Here is a 17775-nt window from a genome sequence, read left to right as displayed (position 1 = left end):
GGCGCAGCATCGCAGCCACTGCGAGCAAGAGCAGTGGGCTAAGATTGCCCCGTTTGGGTCATGTCGGAAATGGCCGGTGCTATGTGGATGGCTTGTGCGGTGACCATAAGAGCCTCCATTTCTTTGATTTCATCGCCGGACGGTCAGCAACATTTGCGAAGTGTCAATCGCATCTGAGCAGCCAACTGGCGATCCGTCTTCGCATTGAAATTTCCTTTGTGTGCAATCGGGGACGTCGTAGAACAGGCGCCAACTGAGGATGTTTCGCGATGCGAATTCTCTTTTGAGTTGATATGACATACGTCCGCATCGAAGTTTCTGCGGTCATACAAGGGCGTACGCCATGCTCGCGTGATGCAACCGAGGGCTGTTTGTTCGATGGTGCAGTGCGCTCCTGTTAAGTTTCAGTACGTAGTTTTCCCTATTTTCTGTTTCCAGCTTGACGCACTTCGCATTCTCAGAAACATTCTCCAAAATTTTGCAGATCGCCAAACGCTTTTACTTCCATCCAACCGACGCAACATTTGAGCGCCGACACTGACAAAGCCAACCGGGTTTGGACAGCTAACCAATAAATTTTGGGGAGGGGCACAGCCATGTCAAATTCAGCCGCGATCATCGGTACGCCGACAAATTCGACCGTCACCGAAGACACCAATCTGCAGACGCTGGTTGCGGCGGGATCGATTTCGATTTCGGATGCCAATGCCGGGCAGGCGGCTTTCAAGACGACGGTCATCGCCGCTTCGGGCGATCTCGGCACCCTCACCATCGCTGCCAACGGCTCCTACGTCTACTCGGTAGCAGACAGCAAGGTGCAGTATCTCGGCGCCGGCGACACCAAGGTCGATAGCTTCACGGTCACCTCGCTCGACGGCACCCAGAAGCAGGTGGCCTTCACCATCTACGGCGTCAATGACACCGCCATCATCGGCACGCCGACCGTCGTCGACGTGGTGGAAGATGCCACCAGCCCCACCCTCAAGGCGACCGGCACGCTCTCGATTTCGGATGCCGATCAGGGCGAGGCCGCGTTCAAGACCGCCGTAATCTCGGCGTCAGGCAACCTCGGCAATCTGGTCCTGCAGAGCAACGGCAGCTACAGCTATTCGGTCGCCGACAGCGCCGTGCAATATCTCGGAGCCGGCCAGGTCAAGACCGATGTCTTCACGGTCACCGCGCTCGACGGCACCACCAAGCAGATCACCTTCAACATCCACGGCACCAACGACGCAGCCGTGATCGGAACGCCGACCCAGCACGACGTGGTCGAGGATGCCAGCCAGCCTACCCTGTCGGTTTCAGGGTCGATCTCGATCTCGGATGCCGACCAAGGTCAGGCCGCCTTCAAGACGACGGTGACGTCGGCCGCTGGTACGCTCGGCAACTTCGTCCTTGCAGCCAATGGCACCTATACTTACTCCATCGCCGACAGCGCCGTGCAATATCTCGGCGCGGGACAGACCAAGGTCGATACCTTCACGGTCACCTCGCTCGACGGCACCACCAAACAGGTGTCCTTCACCATCCATGGCGTCAACGACGCCGCGATCATCGGCACGCCGACCGTGCACGATGTGACCGAGGACGCCACCAACCCGATCCTCTACGCGGTCGGCACCGTCTCGATCACCGACGCCGACCAGGGCGAGGCCGCATTCCAGCCGGCGCTGCTGGCCGGTAGCGGCAATCTCGGCGTGCTGATCATCGGCAGCGACGGCGCCTACATCTACGCCGTGCTCGACAGCGCGGTGCAGTATCTCGGCGCCGGCGATACCAAGGTCGATACCTTTACCCTGACGGCACTCGACGGCACCACCAAGCAGGTGTCGTTCACTATCCACGGGGCCAACGACGCCGCCATCATCGGCACGCCGACCGTGCATGACGTGACCGAAGATGCCAATCCCACCACGCTGACCGCCTCCGGCACCATTTCGATCTCCGACGCCGACCAGAACCAGTCCACCTTCAAGACCACCGTGACGGCCGCGGCGGGCACGCTTGGCGCACTCTCGATCGCGACCAACGGCGCCTACACCTATTCGGTTGACGATTCCAAGGTGCAGTATCTCGGCGCCGGGCAGACCAAGACCGAGACCTTCACGGTGACCGCTTACGACGGCACCCAGAAGCAGGTGTCCTTCACCATCCACGGCATCAACGATGCCGCAGTCATTGGCACTCCCAGCGTGCACGATGTCTATTCCGATCCGACCAAGTCCAGCTTGACCGCGACCGGCTCGATCTCGATCTCGGACGCCGATCAAGGCGAAGGAGCGTTCAAAACCACGGTGGTTTCGGCGGCGGGAAATTCCGGGCATCTGACGCTCGCGGCCGACGGCAGCTACACCTATTCCGTTGCGGAAAGCGTGGCGGCCCAGCTCGGCACCGGCGCTTCGAAGGTCGATGTCTTCACGGTCACCTCGCTCGACGGCACCACCAAGCAGGTCTCGTTCACCATTCACGGCGGGACCCCGGCGAACACGCCGGCAACGATCGGCGATCCCACCAACGCCAGCGTGACCGAGGACGTCGGCGGCAGCACGCTGACGGCATCCGGCACCATTTCGATCAGCGATCCCGACGCCGGCCAGGCCGCGTTCCAGACCACCGTTGCCCCGGGAGCCGGCAATATCGGCACGCTGTCGCTACAGAGCAACGGCAGCTACACCTACTCGGTCCTCGACAGCGCCGTGCAATATCTCGGCGCCGCTGACAGCAAGGTCGACACCTTCACCGTCAAATCGGTCGACGGCACGTCGAAGGTCGTCTCCTTCACGATCCATGGTGCCAACGACGCCGCCGCCATCGGCGATCCGCAAACCCACGACGTCACGGAAGACAGCGGCGTTCAGCCCTTCGGCAACCTCGTCGCGTCAGGCCAGTTGACGGTGGTCGATCCGGACCAGAACCAGTCCTGGTTCCAGCCCGGCACCATCACGGGCGCCGGTAATCTCGGCACCCTGACGCTGGCGGCCGACGGCACCTACACCTACGCGGTTGCCGACAGCGCCGTGCAATATCTCGGCGCCGCTGACAGCAAGGTCGACACCTTCACCGTCAAATCGGTCGACGGCACGTCAAAGGTCGTCTCCTTCACGATCCATGGCGCCAACGACGCCGCCGCCATCGGCGATCCGCAAACCCACGACGTCACGGAAGACAGCGGCGTTCAGCCCTTCGGCAACCTCGTCGCGTCAGGCCAGTTGACGGTGGTCGATCCGGACCAGAACCAGTCCTGGTTCCAGCCCGGCACCATCACGGGCGCCGGTAATCTCGGCACCCTGACGCTGGCGGCCGACGGCACCTACACCTACGCGGTTGCGAATTCCGCGACCCAGTCGCTCGCGGCTGGCGATACCCATATCGACAATTTCACCGTTCATTCGTCTGACGGCACCGCCAAGGTGATTTCGTTCAGCGTTCACGGCACGAACGATGCGGCCACCATCGGCGATCCGCAGGCGCACGACGTCACCGAAGACGCAACGACGCCGACCCTGTCGGTGTCGGGCCAGTTGACGGTGAGCGATGCGGATCACGATCAGTCCGCCTTCGCCACCAATGTGGTATCGGCTGCGGGCAATCTCGGCCAGCTCACCATCACCGCCGACGGCCATTACACCTACAGCGTCAATAACGCTGCGGTGCAGGGCCTCGCGGCGGACGAGGTCCGGATCGAGACCTTCACCGTCTCCTCCGTCGACGGCACGCAAAAGCCTGTTGCGTTCACGATCCACGGCACCCAGGACGCCCCTGCCCTGCAAATCGCAACCGCCTCGGGCGCCGACGACGCCCCGATTTCGCTCTCCATTGCGGCCCATCTGGTCGACGATAGCGGCACGCTGGCGCCGATCGTCATCACCGGCATTCCGTCCGGCTATACGCTCAACCACGGCACCTTCTTCGACGGCGACGGCCACTGGGAGGTGCCCTCCGACGCCGCCACGCTGGCGACGCTTGCACTGATCCCCGGAGCCGACGCGCACCAGGACACGTTGGTGCTCAACGTCTCGGTCGCATCGATCGAAAACGGCCAACAGGCCTTCGCCTCGGGCCTGATGACGGTCAACGTCTCGGCAAGTCAGAGCGACTCCAGCGCCCGCGCGGTCGACGGCTACGTCGCCGGCGCGTTCGTGTTCGCAGACGCCAATGGCAACGGCACCTACGACACGGGTGAGGCTTCGGCCGTCACCAATGCCGATGGCAGCTTCACCCTGCACAACCCCCACGGCACCCTCATCATGTCCGGCGGGACCGACATTTCCACCGGGCTCGCCTTCTCGGGCACGCTCAAGGCGCCGGAGGGATCTACGGTCGTCACGCCGCTGACCACCCTGATCACGACCATCGCCGCGACCGGAGTCTCGACGGCCGATGCGACCAACCAGGTCGCAACCGCCTTCGGGATCGACCCGACCCATATCGACATCACGACCTTCGATCCGGTCCCCGCCGCCGTCTCCGGCGACACGGCAGCGACCGCCGTGCTGTCGGCCGGCGTCCAGGTGCAGAGCACGATTGCGCAGATGTCCGCCGTCGGCGTTTCGTCGACGGATGTGGTCGCTGCGATCGCGGACGCCATCGCCAACCCCGGCAGCGTAACGCTCAATCCCGGCGAAACCATCCTGACCTCGAGCGCATCGGTCCAGTCGATCGCGACCAGCGCGGGCGTCAGCTCCGACGCCCTGACGACCGTGACCAGCGTAGTCCAGGCCGCCAACGCCAGCATCCAGGGCGCCCACGACGTCACCACCATCGCCCAGGCGGCCCAGGTCGCCCAGGGCGACGCAACAGCCTCGCTCGCGGCCATCACCAACTTCGCCGACCCCAACCAAACCTCCGCGGTGACCCAGACCTATGTCGACAATCTGTCGACCCAGGTGAGCCAGGCGGTGGTCGCCAGTCCAGCCGGCCCCGTCCTCGGCACGTCGGGCAATGACGTCCTGACCGGAACGGCAGCCATCGACACCATCGACGGACGCGAAGGCAACGACCAGATCTCGGGCGGCGACGGCACCGATCTGCTGTTCGGCGGAGCCGGCAACGACCGGATCGCCGGCAATGCCGGTAACGATCATATCGATGGCGGCGCTGGTTTCGATCGCGCGCTCTACACCGATGCGACCGGCGGCGTCACCATCAACATGGCCGCCGGCACCGCGTCGGGCGCGGGCGTCGACAGCGACACGCTCGTCAACATCGAAGGCATCGTCGGCAGTGCCTTCGCCGACACCTATGATGCGACCGGATTCACCGGGGTCTCCGGCATCCCGGGCTCCCCGATCGGCTACAACGAATTCGAGGGCGGCGGCGGCGACGATAGCATCACCGGCACCGTCAACGCCGAGGGCGCCTTCCTGACGCGGGTCTCCTATGTGAGCGCCACCGCCGGCGTGACCGTCGACCTCGCCGCCGGCACCGCCGACGGCGACGCGTCCGTCGGGCACGACACGTTCCACGGAGGCATCCAGTCGGTCTGGGGCTCGAGCCACGACGACATCTTGCGCGGCAGCAATAACGGCTTCGGCACCGTCGAAGTGTTCTCGGGCTTCGCCGGTAACGACACGTTCGACGGCCGCGGCGGCTTCGACCGCGCCGACTACAACCAGGATCCGACCACGACATCGGGCATCACGGTCCACCTGGCCGCCGGCACCGTCACGGGCGACGCCTCCGTCGGGACCGACACCCTGATCTCGATCGAAGCGGTCCGGGGTACCAATTTCGCCGACACCTATGACGCTACCGGGTTCTCCGGGACCAGCATCAATGCCGGATCGAACGGGACGTTCAACGAATTCACCGGTGGTGGCGGCAACGACACCATCATCGGCAACGGCAACACCCGCATCAGCTTCAACAATGCGACCGCCGGCGTGAGCGTGGACCTGCAAACCGGCGCGACGCCGGGCACGGGCACCGCCACCGGAGACGCCTCGGTCGGCACCGACACCTTCAGCGGCGTGAACGCTGTGCAGGGATCGATGTTCGACGACACGATCTACGGCAGCAACAACACGGCCGTGACCGAGACCTTCACCGGCAATGCCGGTAACGACTATATCGACGGCCGCGGCGGCTTCGACATCGCCAGCTACAACAACATCTACCTGTCGACCGGCAGCATCGCCGTCAACATGGCGGCCGGCATCGTCGTCGGCGATTCCTCGATCGGCACCGATACGCTGCGCTCGATCGAGGGCATCCAGGGCACGGTGAACGCCGACACCTACAACGCGACCGGGTACGGAGCGGCCGGCGCGTTCAACGTCGGCAACAACGGCACATTCAACCAGTTCGAGGGCCTGGGCGGCAACGACATCATCACCGGCAACGGCAATACCCGCGTGATCTACGCCAATGCCACGGCGGCGGTCACGGTGGACCTGTCGCTCGGCACGGCTCACGGGACCGCGGCGGGCGATCTGGCGGCGATCGGGACTGACAGCTTCACCGGCGTCTTCAGCGTAACCGGCTCGGCCTTCGCCGACACCCTGATCGGCAGCGCCGGCAGCGACATGTTCGTCGGCAACGGCGGCAACGACCAGATCAACGGCGGTGCCGGCGGCGACATCGCCATCTATTCCGGAACCAAGACTCAGTATTCGATTTCGACCGACGGCGCCGGCCACGCCACGGTGACCGACAACGTCGCCGGACGCGACGGCACGGATACGCTGACCAACGTCGAAGCGTTGCAATTCACCAACGGCACCGTCCTGATCACGTCGGGCAGCGCCGCGAACCCCGTCGACCTCTCCGACACCAGGCTGTACTTCAACGCGGCCACCAATCCGTTCACGTCGGCGACCGGATCGGCCGACGATTACGTCAAGATCAACCAGGGCCTGTCGGGCCACCTCATCGACCTCGGCGCCGGCGCGAACGACACCGTGATCCTCGGCGTCACCGGCGGCTACAACCTCAACCTCGCCAATGTCGAGTATCTCGTCGGTACCGCCGGCGACGATTTCGTCGGCTTCGCCTCCAACGTCAACGGCCTGACCATCGACATGGGTGGCGGCAACGACACCGTCAATCTGGCCAACGGCTCGAACTCCGTCAGCGCGAGCAATATCGAGAACCTGAACGGGAGCGACTTCGCGACCGGCAGCGTCTCCAACGACACGCTGAGCCTGCTCAACAATGTAACTGGACTGTCGGTCAACCTCGCCAACGGCATCAACACGCTGAACCTCGCCGCCGGCGCCAACGCCTTCGTCAACATCTTCAGCGTCGATACCATCAACGGTACGGCTTCCGACGATTCCTTGTCGATCGCCAATGGCCTATACTCGCCGAACAACGATGTATCGATCGATCTCGGCGCCGGCAACGACACGCTGACGGTCAGCTCGCAATTTGGAGGCTTCGCGCTCCACAATGTCGAGCATATGGTCGTCACGTCGGCCAATGCCTTCTACACCCTGACCAACGACCAGAGCGGCCTCGCCATCGACTTCGGCGGCGGCAATTCGGGCCTGCAAATCGCGGCTGGAAGCAACAGCCTCGCGCTGACCGGACTCCAGAACGTTGGCACCGGCGACTATATCGGCGGCACAGGCTCCGCCGCGTCCGACGACACGCTGACGCTGCTGAATGATGTCAGCAACCTGACCGTCAATCTGCAAGAGGGCAACAACACCCTGAACCTTGCGGCCGGGACCAATTCGATCACCGCCTTCAACGTCCAGCACATCTACGGCACGGCGTCGGACGACGTCCTGACCATGCTGAACGACGCCGGCGGCGACACCATCGACCTCGGTTCCGGCAACGACACGCTGAATCTGACCGGCTTCACCGGTGGTGTCACCGTCGCCAATGTCGAACACGTCAACGGCAGCAGCCAGACCGACTTCATCACCATCGCCAACGCGTCAGGCACCACGACCGTGACCGGCGGCGTTGGCAGCGACGTCATCACGGCGAGCGCCGCGACCGACATTATCCGCTACACCGATGCATCCGATTCCTCCACGATGACCGGCGAGGACACGATCAACAATTTCGATGCCGCGCACGACCAGTTCCTGCTGGACGGCGTCGCAGGTCTCGCAGGCTCGGTGCACTTCATGGCATCGGGCGTGCTCGACGGCTCGCCCGCGACACCGCATACCGAGGCGATCCTCGCCAATGTCGGCGGCCAGACCCAGCTCCAGATCGACGTCGACGGCAACGGCACGATCGACGGCAGCGACATCGTGGTCGTCATGAACGGCCTCACCGGCTCGCTAAGCGATGCCAACTTCGCGGTGATCGCGCCGAACCACGCACCGACCGACATCGCGATTTCCAACGCGACCGTTGCGGAGAACAGCCCCGCCGGCACCGTCGTCGGCACGCTGTCGGACACCGACCCGGACGCCGGCGACGGCGCCGCCTTCACGCTGACGAACAGCGCGGGCGGCCTGTTCGCGATCTCGAACGGCAACCTCGTGACCACGGCACCGCTCGACTTCGAGCAGGCGGCCTCCTATCAGGTCGTCGTGCAGGTCGCCGATACCGCGGGTGCCACCTTCAGCAAGACGCTTCAGATCGGCGTCACCAATGTGAACGAGGCTCCGACCGACGTCACCCTGACGAACGCGTCCGTTCTGGAGAATTCGCCCGCCGGCACCATCGTCGGTAGCCTCGCGGCAATCGATCCGGATGCGAACGATTCTGCCACCTTCACCCTGCCGAATGATGCCGGCGGCCTGTTCGCCATCGCCAACGGCAATATCGTCACCACTGCCCCGCTCGACTACGAACAGGCAGCCTCGCACCTGGTCACCGTCCGCGCCACCGATGCCGGTGGGCTGTCCTTCGACAAGACCTTCACCATCGCCACTGGCAACGTCAACGAGGCGCCGACCGCCGTGCTGCTGTCCAACGCCTCGGTTGCGGAGAACAGCGCGGCCGGCGCCGTCGTCGGCGCCCTGTCGGCGATCGATCCGGATGCGGGCGACAGCGCCACCTTCACGCTCACGGACAATGCCGGCGGCCTGTTCGCGATCTCGAACGGCAATCTGGTCACCACCGCCGTGCTCGACTTCGAGCAGGCGGCCTCCCACCAGGTCACGATCCGTGCCACCGATTCCGGCGGATTGTCCCACGACACGACGTTCACCATCGCGACGACCAACGTCAACGAGGCGCCGACCGCCATTTCACTGTCCAACGCCACCGTGCCGCAGGGAACGGCCAACGGCACGGTTGTCGGCACACTCTCGGCGGTCGACCCGGATGTGGGCGATAGTGCAACGTTCTCGCTGCTCGACAATGCCGGGGGCCAGTTTGCGGTCAGCGGCAACAGTCTGGTGGTTGCGGGCGCACTGTCCGCTGGCCCACAGCAGGTGGTCGTGCGCGACACCGATTCCGGAGGGCTCACCTTCGACAAAACCATCACGATCAGCGTCACGACGGGCGCACTCGTCGTCGGAGATGCCAGCAACAATAATCTGGTTGGCACGGCCGGCGACGACACCATCCAGGGCCTTGGCGGCAACGACAAGCTACAGGGGCTCGGCGGCAACGATACGCTGGACGGCGGCCAGGGCTTCGATCGCGCGATCTATACCGACGCCACCAGCGCCATCACCGTCAACCTTGCCGCGGGTACGGTGACCGGCGGATCAGGCTCGGACACGCTCGTCAACATCGAGGCCATCGTCGGCAGCGACTTCGCTGACACGATCAATACGTCCGGGTTCCTCGGCGACAGCGGTATTGCGGGAAATCCGCTCGGCCTCAACGAGATCGAAGGCCGCGGCGGCAACGACACCATTATCAGCGATGCCAACAGCCAGGGGGCGCCGATGACGCGCCTCTCCTATGTCAGCGCAGCCGCAGCCGTGACGGTCGACCTCGCGGCCGGAACCGCCCACGGCACCGCCGCAGGCGATACGGCGAATGTCGGCACCGATACCCTCGTCGGATCGGGCTTTGCTGCCGTGATCGGCTCCGCCTTCGCCGACACCCTCCTCGGCAGCAACAACGCCAGCGGCACGGTCGAGATATTCGACGGCCGCGGCGGCAACGACACGCTCAATGGGCGCGGTGGTTTCGACCGCGCCGACTATGCGCTCGACCCGGCAACGGCGTCCGGTATCACGGCCAACATGGCAGCCGGAACCGTGACCGGAGACTCCACGATCGGGACAGATACGCTCGTTTCCATCGAATCCATCCGCGGCACCAATTTCGTCGACACGTACAATGCCGTCGGCTTCTCGGGATCCGGTGTCAATCCCGGCTCCAACGGTACTTTCAACGAATTCAACGGCATGGGCGGCAACGACAGCATCACGGGCAACGGCAACACGCGCCTTGCCTTCGTCAACGCCACCGGCGGAGTGACGGTCGACATCGCGGCCGGAACCGACTCGGGTGACGCCTCGACCGGCAGCGACACCTTCTCCGGCGTCAACGCCATCCAGGCTTCGATGTTCGACGACACCCTGCTCGGCAGCAACAACGCCACCGGTACCGAAACCTTCACCGGTCTCGCCGGCAACGACTACATCGATGGCCGCGGCGGCTTCGACCTCGCGAGCTACAACAACATCTACTTCTCGACTGGTCCGGTGACCGTCAATATGGGCGCGGGAACAGCCACGGGCGATGCGTCCATCGGTAACGACACGCTGCGTTCGATCGAAGCGATCCAGGGCACCAATTTCAACGATTCATACGACGCCAGCACATTCGGCACCGCCGGAGCCCTCAATATCGGCAACAACGGCACGTTCAACCAGTTCGAAGGTCTCGGCGGTAACGACACCATCGTGGGTAACGGCAACACCCGGGTGATCTACAGCAGCGCTGCTGCCGGGGTGACGATCCACCTCGCCGCCGGCACTGCGACGGGAGATGCCTCCGTCGGAACCGATACCTTCTCCGGCGTCAACAGCGCGACCGGAAGCCAATTGGCCGACACCTACGACGCGACCGGATTCACCGATAGTGGCACCTTCAATAGCGGCACCTTCAACCTGTTCGAGGGCCTCGGCGGTAACGACACCATCACCGGCAACGGTAACACACGCATCGCCTATGCGCAGGCGGCGGCCGCCGTGACGGTCGACCTGTCGCTCGGGACCGCACATGGCACGGCCGGCGGCGATCTCGCCAATGTCGGTACCGACACCATCACCGGCGGCGTCAATTCCGTCCAGGGATCGAACTTCAACGACACCCTGATCGGCGGCGGCGGCAATGAGTTGTTCTTCGGCGGCGGCGGTAGCGACACGATCAATGCCGGCGGCGGCAACGACCAGATCACCGGCCAGGCCGGCGCCGACACGATCGATGGTGGTGCCGGAACCGACATGGCCATCTATACCGGTCCCTCCTCGGCCTACACCATCACGACCCTCGCAGGCGGCCAGATCCAGGTCGCGGATTCCAATTCCGCCCGGGACGGCACCGACGTTCTCACCAATGTCGAGGTTCTCCAGTTTAGCGACGTCACCACCCTGCTCGCCTCGGGGACAGCAGCCAACCCGATCGACATCTCGAGCATGGGCCTCGGAGCCAACGGCAACGCCCTCCACGGAACGGCAGGCGACGACTACCTTATGGTTGGAGGCAGCAGCTTCGGGCATCCGATCGATCTCGGCGCTGGCAACGACACCGTGATCCTGGCGACCGGTGGCGCCTCACTCACCTTGACCAACGTCGAAAACGTCCTCGGCAGCAGCGGCGACGACTTCATCAGCCTGACCAACAACGCCAACGGATTGTCGATCGATGGCGGCGCGGGCAACGACTTTGTCAGTCTCGCCAACGGCCTCAACTCACTCACCGTCCACAACGTAGAAAACGTGAACGGCAGCGATTTCTCCGGTAGCTCGGACGATACGCTGACGCTGCTGAACGACGTCACCGGCGTTTCGGTTAACCTGGGCAACGGCAACAACACGCTGAATCTCGCCGCAGGCGCCAACTCGCTGGTCGACATCTTCAATGTCCAGCACATCAACGGAACGTCATCCGATGACGTGCTGACGGTGACTGACGGCGTCTTCGGGCCGAACAACAATTCGATCATCGATCTCGGTGCGGGTGACAATACTCTGAACTTCAGCTCTGGCGGCCTATCGCTGACCGTGTTGAACATCCAGCACATCAACGGCAACGCGCTGGACGACTTCGTGCAGCTCAACAACGATGTGTCGGGCATCGCCATCGATCTCGGCGGCGGTAACGACACGCTCATACTGGCCAGCGGCACCAACTCCGTTGCGGTCAGCAACGTCGAATCCATCAGCAGCAACGACTTCTCGGGCGCGCCGTCCGACGACACACTGACATTGCTGAACGACGTCACCGGCGTCTCGGTTAACCTCGCACAGGGCAACAACACGCTGAACCTCGCCGCCGGCGTCAACTCGCTCGACAGCTTGTTCAATATGGCGCAGCTGAACGGAAGCGCTTCCGACGACACGCTGACCGTGACGCAACAGTCGTTCGGAACGGTGTTCGACATGGGCGCCGGCAACGACACCATCAACTTCCAATCGACCGCTGGCGGCGTCACGGTCGTCAATACCGAGACCGTCAACGGCAGCGCCGGCAACGACTTCATCACCATCAGCACCGGCGCGACCGCCACGACGATAACCGGCGGGGCCGGCGCCGACATGATCACCGTCGGGTCCTCGGCCGTGAACTTCAACTTCAACGCCGTCGGCGACTCGCAGACCGGCAATGGCGATACCATCGTCAATTTCGATGCAACCAGCGACACGTTCACGTTCAAGAACATGACCGGGCCGAATGGATTCACCGGAGCGGTTCACTTCGTCGGCACCGGGACGTTCGACGGAACGGCGCAAGCTCCGCAATCCGAGGCGCGCGTCGACAATGCAAGCGGGAATGCAACCCTTCAGATCGACGTCAATGGCGACGGCGTGTTGGATGCAAACGATGTCGAGATCCACCTGACCAACTACGTCGGAACGCTGCACGATTCGAACTTCATCCTGGCCTAGGGGACGCCGAACTTCCGCACCCTGCCCACACCTGATGTGCCTCGCCGAAATGCGGGCCGCGTAGAGATCGACGATGATCCGTCCTGCGGTTGCGCGGGAGGGTCAACGAACTCCGCGCTTCATTGATAAACTGCCTCCCTGCGCCCACCCATTGCGCAGCGGTTTCCAGCGCCTTAAGACGTCTGCGCTCATATGCTGTCGTAAGATTTTTCTAGATCTCCCGGTGCACGTCGTGCACACGCCGGCGTCTAACCAATTGTAAAACTTGAACTCTCGTTCCAATCCATCATCGGCGCGGTGGCAAATTTGCGGTCCAAGCTATTCATCTTATTGAGGTATTTTAACTCCGATCAGCCCTTTATGTGATTGGACCGACTGAGAATTCTCGTTTGACGAGGCTTCCGTAGATTGGCTCTTCTAGGACGATATCTGCATGAATTGGAAGCGGAAATCGCCTCTTCGGATTATCAGTGCACACGTCGCGTGCGCGGGAGCGGGAGTGCACACGTCACCCGAATGGCGTATGTCAGAGATCCTGGAGAGCGATGGCTTCGGTTATACTCATTCAGCGATGTGAGTATAAATCGCATGCATATGCTGCGCCCATTCAATCGCGGGCCATTCATTGACCGGCCAAACCCGGATTTTCGCCCCGATATTTGACCGCTGGCACGCTAATGCTAATGAAACACCGTTATGCGCCGAATGAATACGAACGAACTCGAAAGGCAGGCAAAGGGGGTGGCCGCCCTGATGCGCATGCTTGCCAATGAGCATCGTCTGCTCATCGTCTGCAAGCTCGTCGAATATGGCGAAATCAGCGCTACAAGTTCAACTGGGAGAGGCCGTTCCTCGACGGCGGCAAGAATTCCTATTTCGAGAACTCCTTCGTCAACATCGAGACCATCATGAAGCGGCTGGGCCAGGAGCACGGCGTGCGCTTCGCGTTCGAGTGCTACGACCTCGGAGCAGCGCTTTGAGGATGGCAAGCTGCACACCGTCAGAGAGGCCGGCATCGTTTGCGCATACGGTACCTGTCTCCCCGGCCACCGGCAATCTTTGGCCAAGCAGGGAGAGACGGCGCAGCAGCAAGTCTACCTGACCACGCCCGGTATCGGGCCGAGCGGGCCGCGGCATGCGCACGGCGCACCGGGAGGCGCCGGAGGAGCGCGGCAAACGATCGGAGGTGGTCCCGGAGGACCGGGAGGAAATGCCACGCAACGCAGGCGCATGGGCCTTGGCGGCGGTGGAGGCGGCGGCGATCCGAAGCCGGGCGGGCCAGGCGGCGGAGGCGGCGGCGGGAACGGTTGGGCCGAAACGCCGCTCGCCGCGCAGAACGCGATCATCAATGCCAAGGTCAGTCTACGCATGTCGTCACTCCTCGCGACTTCCGCCGCAGATTGCCACAAGCCTTCGTGCTCTCAAGCGTCCACACCTCTCGGGAAACATCGCGCAATGCTTTCGCAAGTACAGAAACATTTGCCCAGCCGAAGCCCGGCCGAACGCGACGATGTTGCAGCTTAGAACGACGTCCCTCCCCCGAATCTGAACTGCTGGACGGTGTCGTATTTTCCCTTGGTCAGCGGGATGGCGTAGTCGAAGCGCAGCGGACCGAAGGGCGATTGCCAGATCAACCCGACGCCGACGGAGCTTCTGATGACCTTGCTGTCGTCGTATTGCAGCCCGCAGGTGGGACACGCCGCCGAATTGACCTCGCCCGTGGCGCTCCAGGACGTCGGCCCCTGATAATCCCAAAGCGAGCCCGCATCGGCATAGACCGCGCCCTTCAGCCCCACCTCCTTCGGCAGGAACCAGAACGGCATTTGCAGTTCGGCCGATGCACCCCAGTATTTCGTTCCGCCGAGCGCATCGCCGGTCGCACCGAAACTGGCGTAGGAGATGTCGCGCGGGCCGATGCCATTGGACGCGAAGCCGCGGACGAGGTTCGGACCCATCTGGAAGTGATCCAGCATGCGGAGATCCTTGTCGCCGACTTTGTTGAGCACCCCGCCCTGCAGATGCAGGAGCCCGACGATCTCAGCCACCAGCGGCGCGTAGTATTTTCCGTCAACGGCGGTCTTGAGGTAGCTGACATTGCCGCCGACTCCAGCAAAATCCTGCCGCCAGTCGATCAGCAGTCCGTCCGTCGGGTTCTTGTTGTTGTCGAGCGTATTGTAAGTCAGCGTGTAGCCGACGGCCGATGTCGAGGACGCGCCGTCCGACAACTCCTTGCGCACGGGCAACGACGACTCGCCGTCGCCATAGCAGCCGTAGCCGTAATACGAGGAGTCGCTGGAATAGACGGGATCAACGCCGCCAAGCACGTTCTTGATGTAGGCGGGCGTCGGATTGTAGGCCAGCGAGGCATTCGACGCATTGTTGTTGCAGTTGTTGTAGGCGCTCGAAAGCTCGATGCGCTGCTGGTAGAGCGAGTAGCGCAACTGCAGCGACGTATCCTCGCGCAAGGCGAGGCCAACGCGCGGCGAGAGCCCCAGCGTGGTCACGCCGTAACTGGTGTAGCTGTTCGCCTTTTGCTGGCGATAGGACAAGTCGAGCCCAAGCGCGATCCTTTGCTCGAGCAAATAGGGCTCGACGAAGGAGAGCGTCACGCCCCGGGAATATTGGCCGTAGGTCACCGACGCCTTTCCGTAGAGCCCGCGCCCGAAAAGGTTACGTTCGGAGATGCTGACCTCCGCCAGCGCGCCGTCGGAGGTCGAGTAACCGCCCGAGATCGAGAAATCGCCGGTTGACTTCTCCTCGAGATCGACGATCAGGATCACGCGGTCGCTGGAAGAGCCCGGCTCCGTGGTGATCTTGACCGACTTGAAGAAGTCGAGGTTTTTCAGCCGCCGTTCAGCACGGTCGACCAGCGCGCGGTTGTAGGCATCGCCCTCGGAGAGGTCGAATTCGCGGCGGATGACATAGTCGCGCGTGCGGGTGTTGCCGCGAACGTTGATCCGCTCGATGTAGGTGCGCGGCCCTTCGTCGATGGAGAAGACAACGGACACTGTTTGGGCCTCGAAGTTGCGGTCGCCGGTCGGACGCACGACGGCAAAGGCAAAGCCTCTGCGCGACGCCTCGATCTGCATATCCTCGACCGACTTCTCGACCAGTTCGACATTGTAGAGTGAACCCGCATTGACCCGCGAATAGCTGCGCAACGCGGCCGGATCGAAACCCGGCACGGTCGAGCGAAAATCGACGGATCCGACGCGATATTGCTGGCCTTCCTCGATCTTGAAGGTCACGAGAAAACCCTTGCGCCCGGGATCATACTCGGTAAGCGCGGCAACGACCTGCGCATCGGCGAAGCCGTTCTTCAAATAGAAGCGACGGATCAGATCGCGGTCGGCCTCAATCCGGTCCGGATCGTAGACGTCGTTGTTGCCCAAGAAGCTCAGCAGATTGCCCTCATGCGTCTTGATGACGTCGCGCAGCCGTGCCGCCGAATAGCCGACATTGCCGATGAAATCGATCGACTTGACGCCGGTCTTGGCGCCCTCCGCGATCGTAAAAACGAGATCGACGCGGTTGTTCGGCTGCTCGACGATTTCGGGCGTCACGTGCACGTCGTAACGGCCGGAGCGTCGATAGATCTCGGCGATGCGCAGCGTGTCCGACTGCACGATCGCACGCGAGAAGGCGCCGCGCGGCTTGGATTGCACCTCCGCGGATAACTGCTCGTCCTTGATCTTCCTGTTGCCTTCGAAAGCGACGCGGCCGATGACCGCGTTCTCCACCACCGAGACCACGACCTGCGCGCCGGCGCGCCTGATCTTGACGTCCTGGAACAGCCGCGTGCCGATCAGCGCCTTCAGGCCGTCGTCGATGGCCGCCTGGTCGAGCCGCCCGTCCGGACCGCTCCTGAAATAGGAACGAACGGTCTCCGCTTCCACGCGGCGGTTACCTTCGACGACGATGCCCTGCGACACCTGAGCGACCGCGTCTGTCGGCGACCCCACCACGACAATGGAGGCCGCAACCGTGATCCCGCAGATCACTACTGCAATCACCCCGTTCTGCCAAACCTTCATTCCACACCTCACAAGCAACTCATCGCCCTGAGACGAAACCGCTGTGGCGGTGGTGTGGCTCGAAAGTTGCTCGATCGTTGCTGACGATTTGAATTCATCGCCGGCATAGACCCGCCCGAACAGCCCGCAAGACAGCACTCAATCGAACTTCTGCGGCAGCAACCTCTGCGAAGCGCGCCTTCGCGCTTTGCCCATCGGCTCGAACGGGCAACGTCCCGCAACAAGTGAGCGATTTACTTGGCCTCTGGCCGGTGCGAGAGGCCGCGAAGGCTTCGTCAATTCCGGAGAGACAGACGTGATCTCGATCGCGCGCCCAAGAACAGTTTCGGTCCTATTCGCTGCACTGATCGCATCGCTCATCGCAATCGATGGCGCGGCGGCGGCCGGGCGAAAGCAGCGGGAGAATGCCGATGTCTACGCCTATGGTCCTCGCGGGCCCAACCGTTCGTACCAGGCCAGCCCGCACACGCGCATCTATGTCACCAAGAGATCCTGGCTGGATGGCGGGACCGAGGTGCTTCCCGGCGAGCGCAAGTTCACCGACTACGCCTTTCCTCCCGGCACTTCGTTTGCCCGACAGAACAACAACCGTCCCCTCGATCGGCAGCCGCTCTACCCTGCTTCCGACATGGGCGGTCTCTCGTCGGGATTTCCGTTCTAGACGGCGATTCAGCAGGAGCCGGCGACGCCAAAGTGCGCTTCACTTCGGTCCGTACAAACTGCAACCGCTGTTTACATTCAGCAACATTCCGTCTGCT

At 63.0% G+C, this 17775-nt stretch carries 4 protein-coding genes; 2 read left to right on the top strand and 2 right to left on the bottom strand.

Annotated elements, in window-relative coordinates:
• Positions 1-596 precede the first annotated feature (596 nt).
• The gene (locus ACE10W_RS15195; RefSeq protein WP_304552414.1) at positions 597-12983 is read left to right on the top strand and encodes a VCBS domain-containing protein; all 12387 of its coding nucleotides are present in this window, start codon (positions 597-599) and stop codon (positions 12981-12983) included.
• Between the two features lie 561 nt (positions 12984-13544).
• On the opposite strand, the gene ACE10W_RS15190 is transcribed toward ACE10W_RS15195, so the two are convergent.
• Together ACE10W_RS15190 and bamA are read right to left on the bottom strand one after the other, a co-directional pair.
• Positions 13545-13760 (bottom strand): hypothetical protein, encoded by a 216-nt coding sequence (locus tag ACE10W_RS15190; protein WP_161535439.1) that lies wholly within the window; start codon positions 13758-13760, stop codon positions 13545-13547.
• 743 nt (positions 13761-14503) lie between these two features.
• The gene (gene bamA, locus ACE10W_RS15185; RefSeq protein ID WP_304552412.1) at positions 14504-17017 is read right to left on the bottom strand and encodes an outer membrane protein assembly factor BamA; all 2514 of its coding nucleotides are present in this window, start codon (positions 17015-17017) and stop codon (positions 14504-14506) included.
• 295 nt (positions 17018-17312) lie between these two features.
• On the opposite strand from bamA, the gene ACE10W_RS15180 reads away from it, so the two are divergent.
• Positions 17313-17678 carry a hypothetical protein gene (locus ACE10W_RS15180; RefSeq protein WP_011086492.1) on the top strand — a complete coding sequence of 122 codons (366 nt, stop codon included), beginning with the start codon at positions 17313-17315 and terminating at the stop codon, positions 17676-17678.
• The last annotated feature ends 97 nt before the right edge of the window (positions 17679-17775 follow it).

This window comes from Bradyrhizobium sp. B025, assembly GCF_042257955.1.
In the GTDB taxonomy this organism is placed as follows: domain Bacteria; phylum Pseudomonadota; class Alphaproteobacteria; order Rhizobiales; family Xanthobacteraceae; genus Bradyrhizobium; species Bradyrhizobium diazoefficiens.
This window is presented reverse-complemented; position numbering and strand designations above follow the sequence as displayed.

What these genes read in the sequence shown, in the direction of transcription:
- ACE10W_RS15195 (WP_304552414.1), top strand. Translation starts at nt 597, where the DNA reads ATGTCAAATTCAGCCGCGATCATCGGTACGCCGACAAATTCGACCGTC.
- ACE10W_RS15190 (WP_161535439.1), bottom strand. Translation starts at nt 13,760, where the DNA reads ATGCTCATTGGCAAGCATGCGCATCAGGGCGGCCACCCCCTTTGCCTG.
- bamA (WP_304552412.1), bottom strand. Translation starts at nt 17,017, where the DNA reads ATGAAGGTTTGGCAGAACGGGGTGATTGCAGTAGTGATCTGCGGGATC.